Below are 15941 nucleotides of genomic sequence, written 5' to 3' on the forward strand. Positions count from 1 at the left end.
CCGAATCGGAAGGATCGAGGGCGTCAGCCGGCCAGCTCCGGCGACTCCGCCGCCTCGGTCGACGCCATCCGCGCCTCCTGGCCGAGGTTGCGGGTCTCCGCCTTCAACGAGAGGTTCGACACCGCGGTGTTGAACTGGTCGATGGAGGTCGGCTCGTCCGGGCCCAGCAGGTACTGCTTCAGCTCGCCGCGGTCCTCGGCCAGCGGGTCGGCGGAGGGGTCGCGGACCGCGTCCAGCAGCCCGCCCAGCTCGGCCGCGCTGTTGGTGAGGATCACCGCGGCGCGCACCGCGGTGTTCTGCCGCTTGAACTCCTCCTCGCCCAGCTCGCCGGAGTCCGTCACCGCGTACGGCTTGCCGCTCGCGATGAAGTCGGAGACCACGCTGGAGATGTCGGAGACCATCGCGTCGGAGACGTTGAAGCAGTCGTACAGACGCGGCTCGGCACCGGTGATGACGCGGTGCTCGTGGGCGCCGAAGGAACGCCAGTAGGCGTCGTTCCACTCGGCGCGCAGCCGGGCGACCTCCTCGTGCCGGGCCACGTCGACCAGGCCGTCGCGGGTGGCCTCGGCCTCGTCGCCGCGCTCCTTGCCGTTGCCGGCCAGCTCGGCGAGGCGCGCCTCGATCCGGGTCAGCTCGGCCTTGGCGGCGCTCTGCGCGGCGGTGTCGACGGCGAAGCGCCGGTCGGCGACGCGCTCGGCGCCGGCCTTCTCCACCAGCGCGGTGATCCGCTGGTGCGCGGCCTTGGCCTCGGCGCTGACGGTGCCGGTGAACGGGTGCGGCTTGTACAGCACACGGACCGGCGGATCCGCCTTGACCAGACGCTTCACGATGTTCTCGCCGGCCAGCACGAGCGAGGTGTTGCCCGGGTTGCCGTCCCAGCCCTCCCAGGTGGGGGCGTACAGCACGGTCGGCATACGGCCCTCGGGAACGCCCTGCCAGGTCTGGATCGGCGCCAGCTGCGGACGGCCGACCTCGACGATGTCGTCGTCGCGGACGCCGACGTCGGCTATGGCGTACCGGTCGCGGCCCGCCCGGCCCGCGGTCCACACCTCGTCGTACACCTTGCTGAACGGGTTGACACTGGCCAGCTTGTCGCTGTCGCCGTGGCCGATGAAGACGTGCTTCATGGTGGGGACGCGCAGCAGGTGGATGTTCTTGCCGACGTTCGCCGCGTACAGCGCGACGCGCACCGTCGTCAGGTCCAGGTTCATCAGGTGCACCCCTCCGGGCACGCAGATGACGGGGACCGTGGTCGGCGCGAGGTTCTGCAGGATGACCCGCTCGCGCAGCAGGATCAGCGGCCTGGAGTCCAGCTGCTCCATCGTCTCCAGCCACATGTTGACCTGGTACGCGGAGTCCTTGGAGCCGGAGAAGTACAGCACGGTCTCCGGGCGGTACTCGGCCAGCCAGTCGTCCACCGCGGCCAGCACGGTGTCCGCGTTCGGCGGGATCTTGGCGCCGCGGACGTACGGCACCAGCGCGAGGACGTAGAGGCAGCCGAGGACCAGGGTGACGGCGATGCCGACGAAGCCGGCCAGGGGCTCGTCGAGGAAGGCCGAGACCAGCACGCCGATGACGGCGGCGAGGTCCAGGTGGAGCATCTTCTCGGCGGAGCGGTGCAGCAGGCCGCGCGGCGGCGCGTCCGGGATGCGGATCCGCGAGGCGAGGTCGATGTTGCGGGTGGCGACCGGCATCCGGCGGCGGTTGCGGATCAGCGTGACCAGGGCGCCGTGCGGGGCCTGGAGGCCGTAGAAGGCGATGAAGCCGGCGACCGCGGCGTAGAAGACCAGGTTGTCCGAGAGGTCCAGCCGGGCCAGCAGCAGGACCAGCAGCAGCTGTCGGATCAGGAAGCGGATCGACAGTCCTGCGCGCACCTTGCTCAGGCGGTTGACCAGGTAGCTGCCCTTGCGGTGCAGATAGTGGTCCGCCAGGTACGTCACTGCGGCCGCGGCCGCGAAGGCGGGGACGCTCGGGACGAGCGCGGCCACCATGAGGCAGGGGAAGCCCAGCATCATGAGGACCGCCGCGGCCAGCTCGGCCGCGCTGCCCACCCGGGCGACGCGTATAGCGGTGGAGATCACGGATAAACCTGCTCTGGGAGGGGTTGCCGGTCTTGAGGAAGGTCTCGCTGCACAAGAGGCCGAAGGACTCAGGCCCCTGTGAATTCTTCGTGAATGAAGAAACGCAGAGGCCTGAATTCCGTAAGGCTATTGTCAGTTGATTATGCCACGCCGTCCTGGCGGTCCAGCACACTGGCCAGCGCCTGCTCGAAGCCGGAGGCCTGGCCGGCGGCGGCCGTCGGGTCCTGCTGGCGGACGTCGATGACATGGCCGGTCAGCTCGGAGAGCAGCACGTCGAGCGAGGTGCGGGCGACCGCCTCGGAGGAGAGCAGGCTGCCCGAGGGCTCCTGGCCGAAGGCCTTGGTGCGCATGGGCGTGGCGGTGCGCTCGGGGTTGATGCAGTTCACCCGGACACCGTCACCGGCCCACTCGTCGGAGAGCGCCTGGGTGAGGTTGACCATGGCGGCCTTGGTGGAGGAGTACAGGCTGTACTCGGCACGGCCGCGGGTGTAGCTGCTGGAGGTGTACAGCAGCAGCTGGCCGTTGGTCTCCGCGAGGTACTTGTACGAGGAGCGGGCGATCTGCACCGGCGCGAGGTAGTTGACCTTCAGCGCCTCCTCGATGGTGGCGTTGTCGGTCTCGGCCAGCTTGCCGATGCGCAGCACACCGGCGGTGTTGACGACGTAGTCGATGCGGCCCGTCTCGGCGTAGGCCTTGGACAGCGCGTCGTCGACCTCCTCCGGGTTCTCCACATGGGTGCCGGTGGTGGAGCGGCCCAGCGCGTAGACCTTGGCGCCGTAGGACTCGGCCAGCTCGGCGATGTCCTTGCCGATGCCGTAGGAGCCGCCGAAGACGACGACGGTCTTGCCGGTCAGCAGCTCGCGGTAGGCCTCCTCGGAGACCTGCTCGGGGGCGGCGGTGGAGGCCAGCTGGAACAGCTTGTCGGCGATGAAGACGTCGACGGGCTGGGTGACCTTCATGTTGTACTCGTCACCCGCGACGACGTGGATCGGCACGTCCGGCAGGTACTTCAGCACGACCGAGCAGTCGTCGGTGGCCTGGAAGTTCGGGTCGCCCGCGGCGACCTCGTAGGCCCGCTTGATCGTGGACAGCTTGAAGGCCTGCGGCGTCTGGCCGCGGCGCAGCCGGGAGCGGTCCGGGATCTCGGTGATGAACTCGCCGTCCCCACCGTGGGTGCGGGTCACGATGATGGTGTCGGCCGACGGGATCGCTACGTCGACGGCCTGGTAGCGCTGCAGGGCGACGACACAGTCGTCGATCACGCGCCGTGACAGCAGCGGGCGCACGGCATCGTGGAAGAGGACGTTCAGGTCCTCGCCCTCGGCCAGGCCCTCGCCGAGGGCGTTGATCGCGCGCTCGGTGGTCTCGTTGCGGGTGGCCCCACCCTCGATGATCTTCTTGACCTTGGTGAACCCGGCCTTGGCCACGATCTTCTCGATGTCGGGGACGTAGCCCGGCGCCATCAGCACGATGACGTCGTCGATCGAGTCGGCCTTCTCGAAGGTGGTCAGGGTGTGCTCGATGACTGCCTTGCCGGCGATCTTCAGCAGCTGCTTGGGGATCGAGAGACCCACACGCTGACCGGTACCACCGGCCAGGATCACTGCGGTGGTACGGGGCTTGGCTATGTGCTGGGACACAGGTGACCTACCTTGTGGCGACTGGGAACTTGGAAATGGTCCCACTTCCGGTTACCGCAGTGCAAGGTGAGCGTCCTCCGCCGCATATGTGCGCGCAACCTGTCATTCACCTTGCACTCCTGGTGACGGTCCGGAATGGGTCCACGGTTCCCCCGGAATTGCTGTGAGTAACCGCACAGCTCAGCGTCGGCGCAGCTTCTTCAGGCAGCGGCGGCCGAGCACCTTCACGAGTTCCTTGGACGACGTCTGGTGAACCGTCCGCGCCTGCGCGGGCACGGTGTTCCGGATCGGCGCCGCGGCGGCCGCGGCGAGAGCGCCGTACAGCGCCTGGGCGGCGACCTCGGGATCGATGCGCGGCCGGTCCCGGGCCGGGTCCACGGGCTGCGGCACCGCGGACAGCAGGGCCGGGTCGCCCAGCACCCGCACCCCCGTCGCGCCGATCCGCCCCGCCATCTCGGCGCCGATCCCGGCGGCGGCCTCGGCGGCCCACCGCGGGGTGCTGATCTTCACGTCGTCGGGGCCCGGCGCGCACGCATTCTTCATATGCATGATGGCGCCATATCGGACGAGCTGCGAATAAAGTTCCTCGGGCAGCTCATTCCCGCGGAATTCCACATTAAGATTCCGCAGCATTTCGGTCTCGGCGAGGGTGAGTGACCGGTTCGCGGTGTCCGGAACCTCCTGGAGCAGATTCTCCGGGAGTCCGAGCAGCGCCTCGAAGGTGCGCATCAGGCCGCCGCGGTCCCGGTCGTCGACCACCACGACGGTCACCCGCTCGGCGCCGACCACCCGCACCCACCGCTCGACCAGCCGGTCATGCCGGTGCCGACGCCAGAAACTGGGGTTGGGCTTCTCGTACGGCGGCTTTCTGAGCATGTGCTCGAGCCAGCTCTCGTAGCCCATGCGCAGGCCGTTCTGCACGTACTGCTGCCACTGCGAGGGCATGATCTTCGCCAGCGGGCGCAGGGTGACCAGGACGTGCACCCGGTCGCCGCCCAGATCCTCGACGATCCGAGCGATGGTCTCGTCGTCGGGGGCGTCGGCGAAGAACTCGCTGCTGATCACCGAGGTGCGCCGGCCGGTGGCGGCGACCTGGTCGACCAGCGTCTCCCAGTGCCGCTCGGTGGGCTTGCTGTTGCCCAGCATCCCCGGGCGGGCGCAGACCGCGAGAGCCGCCGACATGGGGTGCCTGCTGGTGCCCGGGAAGTCGACACCGTGCCCGGCCATCACGTCCCTGGCCGCGAACAGGGCGCCCTGGATCGAGGTGGTCCCGGTCTTGTGCGGTCCGATGTGCAGCAGCCGTGTCCCGGCCGGCAGCGGGGTGACCTCGCCGTTGGCCGGGACTTCGTCTCTCGTACAGTCCGTCTCCATGGAAAGAGGACGGTAAGACCTGTTCCTGAGGGTTGACTGAGAGCGGGATGGGACCGTGATGAGCGCCGCTACGCGAGCTCGACGCCCGGCCGTCCCGCCTCCACCCGCAGCTTGGCCAGCGTGCTCGGCGTCGCCGTCGGCCGGCGGACCGTGTCCACCACCCTGACCTGCGCGTCGATGCCGTCGCGGCGGATGTCGAAGAGGTGGTAGCCGCGGTGGGCGTCCAGCAGCTTCCAGTGCGGGTTGTCCGCCCGGCGCGGGTCCCACTCCCGGCGGAACGCCTCCTGGTCCTGGTCGCCGTTGGAGGAGATCGAGGTGCCGACGAACTCGGCGCCGACGACGGCGGACTCCGGGTTCGCGAAGTCCTCCCTGAGATCGCTGACCATCGTCAGGTGCCGGTCACCGGTGAGCACGACCGGGTTGCGGACGCGGCGGAACTCCCCGAGGAACTGGTTGCGCTCGGCCTGGTAGCCGTCCCAGGCGTCGTAGAACCACTGCTTGCCCTCGCCGACCAGCAGATCGGTCTCGGCCATCATGATCTGCGAGGCGATCAGGTTCCAGCGGGCGGGCGAGTTCCGCAGCCCGTCCAGCAGCCACTGCTTCTGCGCGGCGCCGAGCATGGTGAGCGTGGGGTCCATGGCCCCGGCCTGGGTGGTGGCCTGGTCGCTGCGGTACTGGCGGGTGTCGAGCACGTTGAGCCGGGCGAGCCGGCCGAAGTCCAGGCGTCGGTGCATCCGGATGTGCGGTCCGTTCGGTACGGCCGTGGCGCGCACCGGCATGTGCTCGTAGTACGCCTGGTAGGCCGCGGTGAGCCGGGCCGCGAAGGCGTCGTGCGGCTGCTTGGCCGGGTCCTGCGGGATCTCGCCCGCGAAGTCGTTGTCCACCTCGTGGTCGTCGAAGGTCACCACGAAGGCGGCGCCCGCGTGCATCGCCGCGAGGTCGGGGTCGGAGCGGTACTGGGCGTACCGGTTGCGGTACTGCTCCAGGGAGTAGGGCTCCCCCGCGCCCTCGTGCTTGCGCGGGGCGGTCGCCGAGGGCACCGACTCGTAGATGTAGTCCCCGACGAACAGCACGACGTCGGGGTCCTGGTCCAGCATGTCGGCGTACGGCGTGAACCAGCCGTGCTGCCAGTTCTGGCACGAGGCCAGGGCGAAGCGCAGATCGCCGCCGGAGCTGAAGGGGTGGGGCGCGGTACGGGTGCGGCCCACGGGCGAGACACGGCCGCCGGCGCGGAAGCGGTACCAGTAGCGGCGGCCGGGGCGCAGTCCTCGTACGTCCACGTGCACGCTGTGCCCGTACTCGGGCCGGGCCTGGGCGGTGCCCCGGCGCGCGACCTTGCGGAACCGCTCGTCCTCCGCGAGCTCCCACTGCACCGGCACGACCGCGTCCGGCATGCCGCCGCCGTTCAGCGGGTCCGGGGCGAGCCGGGTCCACAGCACGATGCCGTCCGGCAGCGGGTCCCCGGAGGCCACGCCGAGGCTGAACACGCCCTCGGGCAGGGGGGTGTCGGCGGCGCGGGCGGTGGCGGGCAGCCACAGCTGGGCGGAGGCGGCGGCGCCGAGCACGGCGGCACCGGCGGTCAGAAAGCGGCGTCGGTCGGGCGATCCTGCACCGGTCATTTGGCGAACTCCCTTGCGTCGCAGGCCCTTTGGACACCTGGAAGCTCACGCTTCCGGCGGGTCCGCGCGCTGAATCCCAGGGATCGCGTGCATGACAAGCAGGCAGACAACAGAAGACCCGTTGCGGCACGGGAACAACACGACGAACGTGCGCTTGCCGCAACGGGTCTGTCGGACCGCTCGGTCGTCTGCGGTCAGTTGGGGAAGGCCTTGCCGAGCCGCCCCCTGGGGGCCGTGCCGAGCGTGCCCGCGCCGAAGACGAAGGAGCCCTCGGCCGTGACGCCGGACGACGTCGTGGGGAACACCCACACGGCGCCCCTCCCGCCGTTCTCGCGGAAGGCCCCCACGACCGGTTCCGCCCGGCCGTCACCGTTGCCGTCCACGAGGTCGAAGGCCCAGCCGAACCGGTCCCCCGCCTCGGCGTCACCCAGTACGCCGGCGGTCTGCTGGCTCAGGACCCGGGTGCCCGCGCCCGTCGGCCCGTCCGCCCCGCCGGGGACGACGGCGACAGAGCCCGCCTCGCTCAAGGTGCCGACCCGCTCGAACGGGTTGCCCACCAGGATGTCGCCGTAGCCGTCGCCGTCCACGTCCCCGACGGTCAGCTCGTTGCCGAAGCTGTCCTCCGGCTCCTGGGTGCCGGGCACGCCGGGGGTGTCCTGGTCGATCACCCGGGTCCTGGTGGTGTCCGGACCGTTCTCGGTGCCGAAGGAGATCCCGACCGTGTAGTCGCCGTTGACGAGGTCGGCCCGGCCGTCGCCGTCGAGGTCGCCGAGCGCCAGGTCGAAGCCCTGGGCATCCACGGTCTCGCCGTGGGCGTCCTTCAGGACGGTGGGTGCCTTCAGGCCGTCGGGGCCGCCCCGGAGGTAGCGGAAGAAGTACCGCGGGGCACTGTCGTCCAGGGAGGACGCGATAACGCGCGCGACCACGTCGGTGACGCCGTCACCGTCCACGTCACCGGCCACCACCTCGTACGCCCACTCGGTCTCCGCGCCGACCAGGCCGGGCTCCTCCTGGACGGACGCGGGGCTGCCGTCCCTCCCGAAGGGGCCGAACTCCACCCGGTCCCTGCGGATCAGATCCTGGTGCCCGTCACCGTTGAAGTCACCGGAGGCCAGGTCGCTGTCCTGGTCCAGGTCGTTCCCCACGACCGACAGGGCCGCGCCGGAGGCGAAACCACCCTGGCCGCCCCACAGCACGGTCGTCCTGAACCGGTACTGCTTGTCGCCACGCTTCCAGTCCTCGCCGGAGGCCGTCACCAGCAGGTCGGTGAATCCGTCCCCGTCCAGGTCGGCGGAGTCCAGGCCGGACCCGAAGTAGTCGTACGCCTCGGGGACTCCGGGCACACCGGGCGAGGCCTCCGTGTACACCTGCCTGGTCGCGGTGTTCAGCCCGCTCGCCGTGCCGTACAGCACGGCGACGTAACCGGCCTGTCTTTCGTCCCCGAGGGTCGCCAGCGGCGCGGCGACGGCGAGGTCCTCGTATCCGTCGCCGTTGAAGTCGTCCTGGATCCTCGTCGGCGAGGTCTCGGCGTAGGCGGGTCCGGCGGAGGCGGTCGGCAGGGCCACGGCCCCGGTGGCGGCCAGGGCCACGGCGAGGCCGGCACGCCGGGTTCTGCGCTGCTTGCTCATCTCGGATCTCCTGTGCGGTCGAGGCGAAGGAAGGGGTCAGTCCGTCGGGAACGCGTATCCAAGCCAGCCCTCCGGCGCGACCGTGCCCAGGGCACGCGCGCCGAAGACGAAGGACCCCTTGGCCGTGACCCCGGTGGAGGTGGAGCGGAACACCCAGACGGCACCGGCGTAGTCGTTCTCCGGGTACGCCGCCGCGACGGGCTCCGCCCGGCCGTCGCCGTTGCCGTCGACAAGGTGGACGCTGCCGCCGAAGCCGTCCCCCTTCTCCGCCGTGCCGGGGACGTCCGCACTGTTCTGGTGGAAACCCCTGGCGCCGGCGCCGGTGGGCCCGTCCGGCCCGCCGGGTACGACCACGACGGAGCCCACGGAGTTGCCCAGGAAGCCCATCGAGGCGAGGTTCTCGCCCGGCAGCCCGGCGAGAACGTCCCCGAACCCGTCCCCGTCGACATCCCCGATCGCGAGGGCGCGACCGAGGCTGTCCACCGTCTCCTGGGTCCCGGGCACACCGGGCGTGTCCTGGTCGATCACCCGGGGCGCGGCGGCGGTGCCCGGGCCGTCCGCGGTGCCGTTGAAGACCGTGAGGGAGTTGCGGCCGAGAACGAGGTCGGCGCGGCCGTCGCCGTTGAGGTCGCCGAGTTCCAGGCTGGAGTCCAGCGGATCGACGAACCGGCCCTGCGCGTCCTCCAGGGTGACCGGCGCCGCCAGCCCGTCGCCGCCGCCGCGCACATAGTGCAGGCGGAAGACGTACTCGCCCTGTTCGTCCCGTCCGCCGACGGAGCGCGTGACCAGGTCGGTGATGCCGTCGCCGTCGACGTCACCGGCCGACACCTCGGCCATCCTCAGGTCCGCGCCCACGAGTTCCGCGTCGTCCTGGACCGAGGCCGGGCGCCCGTCACGGGTGAAGGGGCCGAACTCCGCACGGCTCTTCTGGGCCAGATCCGGACGGCCGTCGCCGTCGAAGTCACCGGTGACGGTCACTTCGCCCTGGTACCGGCCGTCGTCGGCCGGGGGCAGGACGGTTCCGGAGCCGAGGCCGGAGGGACCGCCCCACAGCACCGTCCGGTTGCCCTCACGGTCGATGCCGTCCCGCTGCCAGAACTCCCTCTTCGCCTCGACCACCAGATCGGTGTAGCCGTCCCCGTCCAGGTCGGCCGCGGCAAGGCTGTGTCCGAACCGGTCGCCGCCCTCGGGGACGCCGGGGACCCCGGTCGTCGCCTGGGAGTACACCTTCCGGACCGAGGGGTTGAGCCCGCTCGCGGATCCGTGCAGCACGGCGACGTACCCGGCATTGGCCTTACCGCTCACCGTCGCGTAGGGAGCGGCGACCGCCAGGTCCTCGTACCCGTCCCCGTTGAAGTCCTGCCGCACGCTCACCGGGCCGGTGGCGGCAGCGGGCCGGGCCTGCGCGACCGGCAGCGCCGTCGCGCCTCCCGCCAGAAGGGCGATGGCGACCACAACGGTCCGCCGCATGCTGCGCGAAACGGGCTTGGGCACGTCGACTCCGGGAATCGGCTGGGCGGTTGAGCGTGCCGAGGACCAAGATCCTCAGCCACGCGCCCAGTACGACTCTCCGAGTCGACGGTTGGTTGCCCTGTCGTACGCCCCGGTTTTCCCCGGAGTTAACCCTCGAAGGGATCGAAGTCGTCGAACTCGCGCTCGTGCTCGTCCCGTTCGGCCTGCTTGTCCCGACGACGCTGGGCCGCGGGGCGCGGTGCCTCGAACCGGTGGTCCTCACCGCGCCGGCCGAGCATCTCCGCACCGGCCATGACGGACGGCTCCCAGTCGAAGACGACCGCGTTCTCCTCGGGTCCGATGGCGACACCGTCGCCCGAGCGGGCGCCCGCCTTCATCAACTCCTCCTCGACACCGAGGCGGTTGAGCCGGTCGGCGAGATAGCCGACGGCCTCGTCGTTGTTGAAGTCGGTCTGCCGCACCCAGCGCTCCGGCTTCTCGCCGCGCACCCGGAACAGTCCTTCGTCCTCGCGTACGACGGTGAAGCCCGCGTCGTCCACGGCCTTGGGCCGGATGACGATCCGCGTCGCCTCCTCCTTCGGCTTCGCGGCCCGCGCCCTGCCGACCAGGTCGGCCAGCGCGAAGGACAGCTCCTTCAGCCCGAGATGCGCGACCGCTGACACCTCGAAGACGCGGTAGCCCCGCTCCTCCAGGTCCGGCCGCACCATCTCGGCGAGGTCCTTGCCGTCCGGTACGTCGATCTTGTTCAGGACGACGATCCGCGGCCGGTTGTCGAGGCCGCCGTACTCCCGCAGCTCCGCCTCGATGATGTCCAGGTCGGAGACGGGGTCACGCTCGGACTCCAGCGTCGCGGTGTCCAGGACGTGCACCAGCACGCTGCACCGCTCCACGTGCCGCAGGAACTCCAGGCCGAGGCCCTTGCCCTGGCTGGCACCCGGGATCAGACCCGGCACGTCGGCGATGGTGTACACGGTCGAACCGGCGGTGACCACACCGAGGTTCGGCACCAGCGTGGTGAAGGGGTAGTCGGCGATCTTCGGCTTGGCGGCGCTGAGCACGGAGATCAGCGAGGACTTGCCGGCGCTCGGGTAGCCCACCAGCGCCACGTCGGCGACGGTCTTCAGCTCCAGCACGATGTCCTGGAGGTCTCCCGGCACACCGAGCAGCGCGAAACCGGGCGCCTTGCGGCGGGCGGAGGCGAGGGCCGCGTTGCCCAGACCGCCCCGGCCGCCCTGCGCGGCGACGTACGAGGTGCCGTGGCCGACCAGGTCGGCGAGGACGTTGCCCGCCTTGTCCAGCACAACGGTGCCGTCCGGCACCGGAAGAATCAGGTCCTGCCCGTCCTTGCCCGACCGGTTGCCGCCCTCGCCGGGCTTGCCGTTGGTGGCCTTGCGGTGCGGGGAGTGGTGGTACTCGAGCAGCGTGGTGACGGACTGGTCGACGGTGAGGATCACATCGCCGCCGCGTCCGCCGTTGCCGCCGTCGGGTCCGCCGAGCGGCTTGAACTTCTCACGGTGGACGGAGGCACAGCCGTGACCTCCGTTACCCGCGGCGACATGCAGCTCGACGCGGTCCACGAAGGTGGTCATGGTGTGTGCCTCCAGAAAGTACGGGTTTTACCTATGTCAACACGCGAAAGGCGGACCCGCCTTCCCGACCGGGAAGTGAGGTCCGCCTCGCGAAAAGCTTTCCGATCAGGCGACCGGAACGATGTTCACGACCTTGCGGCCACGGTGGGTACCGAACTGCACCGCACCGGCGTTCAGCGCGAACAGCGTGTCGTCGCCGCCACGGCCGACGCCCGCGCCGGGGTGGAAGTGGGTGCCGCGCTGGCGGACCAGGATCTCACCCGCGCTGACGACCTGACCGCCGAAGCGCTTCACGCCGAGGCGCTGAGCGTTGGAGTCACGACCGTTACGGGTGGACGATGCGCCCTTCTTGTGTGCCATCTCTCCTCAGTCCCTTACTTCGCAGCCGCGGGGATCTCAGTGACCTTGATCGCCGTGTACTGCTGGCGGTGGCCCTGACGACGGCGGTAGCCGGTCTTGTTCTTGTAGCGAAGGATGTCGATCTTGACGCCCTTGTGGTGGTCCACGACCTCGGCCTGGACCTTGATGCCGGCCAGCACCCACGGGTCGCTGGTCACGGAGTCGCCGTCGACAACGAGCAGGGTCGAGAGCTCGACCGTGTCGCCAACCTTGGCAGTGGAAATCTTGTCAACCTCAACGATGTCGCCGACAGCAACCTTGTGCTGGCGACCACCGCTGCGCACGATGGCGTACACGCGGATCTCACTCTCTCGCTCGGGAACGGCACCCCCGCAGTCCAGCCGCCCGCACATCGCGAACGGCCTCTCCCGGCCACGCATGCCCGGGAGGAAGAGGTTTACGGGGATGTGGCACGTCAGTGGACATGCCGACGGTCAAGGTTACGGGGCGGCGGCCGAACGGGTCAAACCGGGCCGGGCCCCGCGGGTGTGCGGCTGATCACTCGGCCGCACACCCCGGTACCGCTCAGCCCTCGTCGGTGGAGGCCGAGACGGAGGGCAGCGTCTGCTGCGCCGCCGCCGCGGTCTTCTTCGACGCCGACTTCTTGGCGGCCGTGGCGGTCTTGGCCGCCTTCTTGGCCGTCGTCTTCTTGGCGGCCGTCTTCTTGGCCGCGGTCTTCTTGGTGGCGGCCTTCTTCGCCGTCGCCTTCTTCGCCGTCTTGCGCGCGGCGGCCTTCTTGGCGGGGGCGGCCTCGCCCTCCTCCGCCACGACGGCCTCCACGGCCTCCTCCGCCACGGCGGTCCCGTCGGCCGGGGCTTCCTCCGCGGCGGACGGGACGACCACGACGGCCGCCTCCTCGGACGCGGTGGGCGCGGTGGCCTTGCGCACCGCACGGCGCCGCGGACGGGCCGGGGCGGCGGGCTCGGCGGGCGCCTCGGCGACCGGCGCGGGCGCCGGCGCCTCCTCGCTGCTGACGGTCACCACGGTGGCCTCGGCCCCCTCCGGCGAACCGGCGGGCGCGGTGGCCTTACGGGTGGCCCGCCGGCGCGTACGGCCCTTCGGCGCGGCCTCCTCGGTCGCGGCGGCCGGGGTCTGGACGACCGCGTCCTCCACGGCGGCGGGCTCGGCCTTCGCCTCGGCGGCCGACTCCGGCTGCACCGGACGCTCGACCTCCTCCGCGACCGTGACGTCCTGAGCGGTCGGCACCTCGGCCTGCACCGCCTCGGCCCGCACTGCCTCCGCCTTCGGCGCCTCCGTCTTCGGCGCCCCGGCCGGGGCCGACGCGCGACGGCTCGCCCGGCGCCGGGTACGGCCGCCGCGGGAGGCCGCGGCCTCCGCCTCGGCGACGCTGCTGTACAGCTCCTCGTCCGGCGCGAACTCCGGCGCGGGCAGCGCGACCGGCTCGGCGACCTCGGCCGCCACCTCGGCGGCGGTCTCCGACGCGAACGGCTCGACCGGCTCGGCGGTCTCCACGGCGCTCGCCGCGGCCTCGTGCTCGTGCTCACCGCCGCGCCCGCGCTTCTTGCGCTTGCCGCCGCCCCCGACAGCCGTCGGCTGCTCCATGTGGACGATGACTCCGCGGCCGTTGCAGTGGACGCAGGTCTCGGAGAAGGACTCCAGCAGACCCTGGCCGACCCGCTTGCGGGTCATCTGCACCAGACCCAGCGAGGTGACCTCGGCGACCTGGTGCTTCGTACGGTCCCGGCCCAGGCACTCCAGCAGGCGCCGCAGCACCAGGTCCCGGTTGGACTCCAGCACCATGTCGATGAAGTCGATGACGATGATGCCGCCGAGGTCGCGCAGCCGCAGCTGACGCACGATCTCCTCGGCCGCCTCCAGGTTGTTCCTGGTGACCGTCTCCTCGAGGTTGCCGCCCTGACCGGTGAACTTTCCGGTGTTGACGTCGACGACGACCATCGCCTCGGTCCGGTCGATCACCAGCGAACCGCCGCTGGGCAGCCAGACCTTGCGGTCCAGCGCCTTGGCGAGCTGCTCGTCGATCCGGTACGTGGCGAAGACGTCGACCTCGGAGGTCCACTTCTGCAGCCGCTCGGCGAGGTCCGGGGCGACATGGGAGACGTACCCGTGGATCGTCGACCAGGCGTCGTCACCGCTGACGATGACCTTGGAGAAGTCCTCGTTGAAGATGTCCCGGACGACCCGGACGGTCATGTCCGGCTCGCCGTAGAGCAGCGTCGGGGCGTTGCCGCTCTTGGCCTTCTTCTGGATGTCCTCCCACTGCGCCTGCAGCCGCTCGACGTCCCGGCGCAGCTCGTCCTCGCTCGCGCCCTCGGCGGCGGTGCGCACGATGACGCCCGCGTCCTCGGGGACGATCTTCTTGAGGATGGTCTTCAGCCGCGCCCGCTCGGTGTCGGGCAGCTTGCGGCTGATGCCGGTCATGGAGCCCTCGGGGACGTACACGAGGTAGCGGCCCGGGAGTGAGACCTGGCTGGTCAGACGCGCGCCCTTGTGCCCGATCGGGTCCTTGGTCACCTGGACGAGCACGGACTGGCCGGACTTCAGGGCGGACTCGATGCGGCGCGGCCCGTTGGCCATGCCGAGCGCCTCGAAGTTGACCTCACCGGCGTACAGGACGGCGTTGCGCCCCTTGCCGATGTCGATGAAGGCGGCCTCCATCGAGGGCAGGACGTTCTGCACCTTGCCGAGGTAGACGTTGCCGACGTAGGAGGTCGACTGCTCCTTGTTGACGTAGTGCTCGACGAGCACGTTGTCCTCGAGGACGCCGATCTGCGTACGGTCGCCGTGCTGACGGACGACCATCACCCGCTCGACGGCCTCCCGGCGGGCCAGGAACTCGGCCTCGGTGATGATCGGGACGCGACGACGGCCCTGCTCACGGCCTTCACGGCGGCGCTGCTTCTTGGCCTCCAGACGGGTCGAGCCCTTGATGGACTGCACCTCGTCGGACGGCTCGGCCTTCGCCCGCGGCTCGCGCACCTTCACGACCGTGCGCTCCGGGTCGTCGGCGGACGGCTCGGCCTCGCCCGAGGAGTCGCCGGCCCGACGGCGACGGCGGCGCCGACGGCGGCTGCTGGAGCTCGAACCACCGGGCTCCTCGCCCTGGTCCGCCTCCTCGGCGTCCTCTTCCTCCTGCTCGGCGGTGTCCTCGGCGTCCTGCGCGGCCTGCGCGACGGCGGCCTCGTCGGACTCGTCGGCGGACTCCCCGCCCTCGGCGTCGGACTCGGCGGACTCACCGCGGCGACGGCGACGGCCACCACGACGGCGGCGACGGCGCGCCCCGGTCTCCTCGGTGTCGTCGCCCTCACCGGCGTCCTCGGCCGACTCCTCGGCCTCCTCCGGCTCGTCCTCGACCGCGGGCTCGGCGGTACGGGCCTCGGGCTCCTCCGCGGCGGCACCCCGGCGCCGGCGGCGACGGCGGCCACCGGCCTGCTCCTCCGGGAACTCCTCGGTCTCCTCGGCCTCGGCCGGCTCGTCCGACGCCACGGCGGCGGCCTCGGCGGCGGCGCGCTCGGGGGTCTGGAACTGCGGCTCGGTGAAGACCGGCGGCTGGAAGACGGCGACGGCGGGCCGCGCCGGACGACGCGGGGTGTCGGCCTCTTCCTCGGCCTCCTCCTCGGCGGTGGGCCGGGCGGGCGCGGAGAACCCGGTGGCGGCCTTGCGGACGACACGGCGCCGGCGCCGGGGAGCGGCGTCCTCGGCGGGCTGCTCGGCCTCGGCGGCGGGGGTCTCGGGCTCGGTCGGCTTGCCCTCATCGGCAGCGGTCACGGACGCCTCCACGTTCTCGGGCGCCCCGGCGGGCGCGGACACGCGACGCGTGGCACGCCGACGGGTACGACGGGGGGCGACGTCCTCGGACGCGGCCGGGGTGTCTTCGGCGGGGGTCTCTTCGACCGGGGTCTCGACGGGCGCCTGCGCCGCCTCCACGGTCTCGGGAGCGACGGGCTCGGGAGCGGCGGCGGGCGCGGTCACCTTGCGGGTGGCACGGCGACGCGTACGTCCCTTCGGCGCCGCGTCCTCGGCCGGAGCGGCGGCCTCGTCGGCCTGCTCCGCCTGAGCGGCGAGCGGAGCCGAAGCCGACGGCCAGGCCGGCGGCGTAGGCGGCGCCGAGGCAGGTGGTCTCGGCGACCATCGGGCGCACCACCGGTGCGTCCAGGACGTC

At 71.3% G+C, this 15941-nt stretch carries 10 protein-coding genes; all 10 read right to left on the minus strand.

Features of this window, described 5'->3' with window-relative positions; genetic code table 11:
• Positions 1–23: 23 nt before the first annotated feature.
• Positions 24–2051, minus strand: coding sequence for a hypothetical protein (locus tag ACWDRW_RS17090; protein ID WP_451723958.1), 2028 nt, complete (start codon positions 2049–2051; stop codon positions 24–26).
• A 170-nt stretch (positions 2052–2221) separates the two neighbouring features.
• Positions 2222–3721 (minus strand): D-ribitol-5-phosphate cytidylyltransferase, encoded by a 1500-nt coding sequence (locus ACWDRW_RS17095; RefSeq protein ID WP_451723935.1) that lies wholly within the window; start codon positions 3719–3721, stop codon positions 2222–2224.
• Between the two features lie 180 nt (positions 3722–3901).
• A complete protein-coding gene (locus tag ACWDRW_RS17100) occupies positions 3902–5092 on the minus strand; it encodes a hypothetical protein (RefSeq protein WP_451723937.1) in 1191 nt (396 codons plus the stop codon).
• A gap of 68 nt (positions 5093–5160) precedes the next feature.
• Entirely contained in the window at positions 5161–6711 is a 1551-nt protein-coding gene (locus ACWDRW_RS17105) for an alkaline phosphatase D family protein (protein WP_451723939.1), read from the minus strand.
• A 194-nt stretch (positions 6712–6905) separates the two neighbouring features.
• Complete coding sequence (locus tag ACWDRW_RS17110; protein WP_451723940.1) at positions 6906–8339, minus strand: FG-GAP repeat domain-containing protein; 1434 nt, start codon at positions 8337–8339, stop codon at positions 6906–6908.
• Positions 8340–8375: 36 nt separating this feature from the next.
• The gene (locus ACWDRW_RS17115; protein ID WP_451723942.1) at positions 8376–9833 is read right to left on the minus strand and encodes an FG-GAP repeat domain-containing protein; all 1458 of its coding nucleotides are present in this window, start codon (positions 9831–9833) and stop codon (positions 8376–8378) included.
• 125 nt (positions 9834–9958) lie between these two features.
• Positions 9959–11401, minus strand: coding sequence for a GTPase ObgE (gene obgE / locus ACWDRW_RS17120; RefSeq protein ID WP_451723944.1), 1443 nt, complete (start codon positions 11399–11401; stop codon positions 9959–9961).
• A 105-nt stretch (positions 11402–11506) separates the two neighbouring features.
• Positions 11507–11761: a 50S ribosomal protein L27 gene (rpmA, locus tag ACWDRW_RS17125; protein ID WP_004950923.1), complete on the minus strand. Its 255-nt coding sequence runs from the start codon at positions 11759–11761 to the stop codon at positions 11507–11509.
• Between the two features lie 14 nt (positions 11762–11775).
• Positions 11776–12096 (minus strand): 50S ribosomal protein L21, encoded by a 321-nt coding sequence (gene rplU / locus ACWDRW_RS17130; RefSeq protein ID WP_041819941.1) that lies wholly within the window; start codon positions 12094–12096, stop codon positions 11776–11778.
• 229 nt (positions 12097–12325) lie between these two features.
• On the minus strand, positions 12326–15941 hold a 3616-nt coding region (locus ACWDRW_RS17135), incomplete at its 5' end, for an Rne/Rng family ribonuclease (RefSeq protein ID WP_451723946.1).

The organism is Streptomyces sp. NPDC003635, assembly GCF_053587635.1.

Excerpts from the sequence above, each read along its gene's own strand:
- ACWDRW_RS17100 (WP_451723937.1), bottom strand. The coding sequence starts at position 5,092 with ATGGAGACGGACTGTACGAGAGACGAAGTCCCGGCCAACGGCGAGGTC.
- ACWDRW_RS17105 (WP_451723939.1), bottom strand. The coding sequence starts at position 6,711 with ATGACCGGTGCAGGATCGCCCGACCGACGCCGCTTTCTGACCGCCGGT.
- ACWDRW_RS17110 (WP_451723940.1), bottom strand. The coding sequence starts at position 8,339 with ATGAGCAAGCAGCGCAGAACCCGGCGTGCCGGCCTCGCCGTGGCCCTG.
- obgE (WP_451723944.1), bottom strand. The coding sequence starts at position 11,401 with ATGACCACCTTCGTGGACCGCGTCGAGCTGCATGTCGCCGCGGGTAAC.
- rpmA (WP_004950923.1), bottom strand. The coding sequence starts at position 11,761 with ATGGCACACAAGAAGGGCGCATCGTCCACCCGTAACGGTCGTGACTCC.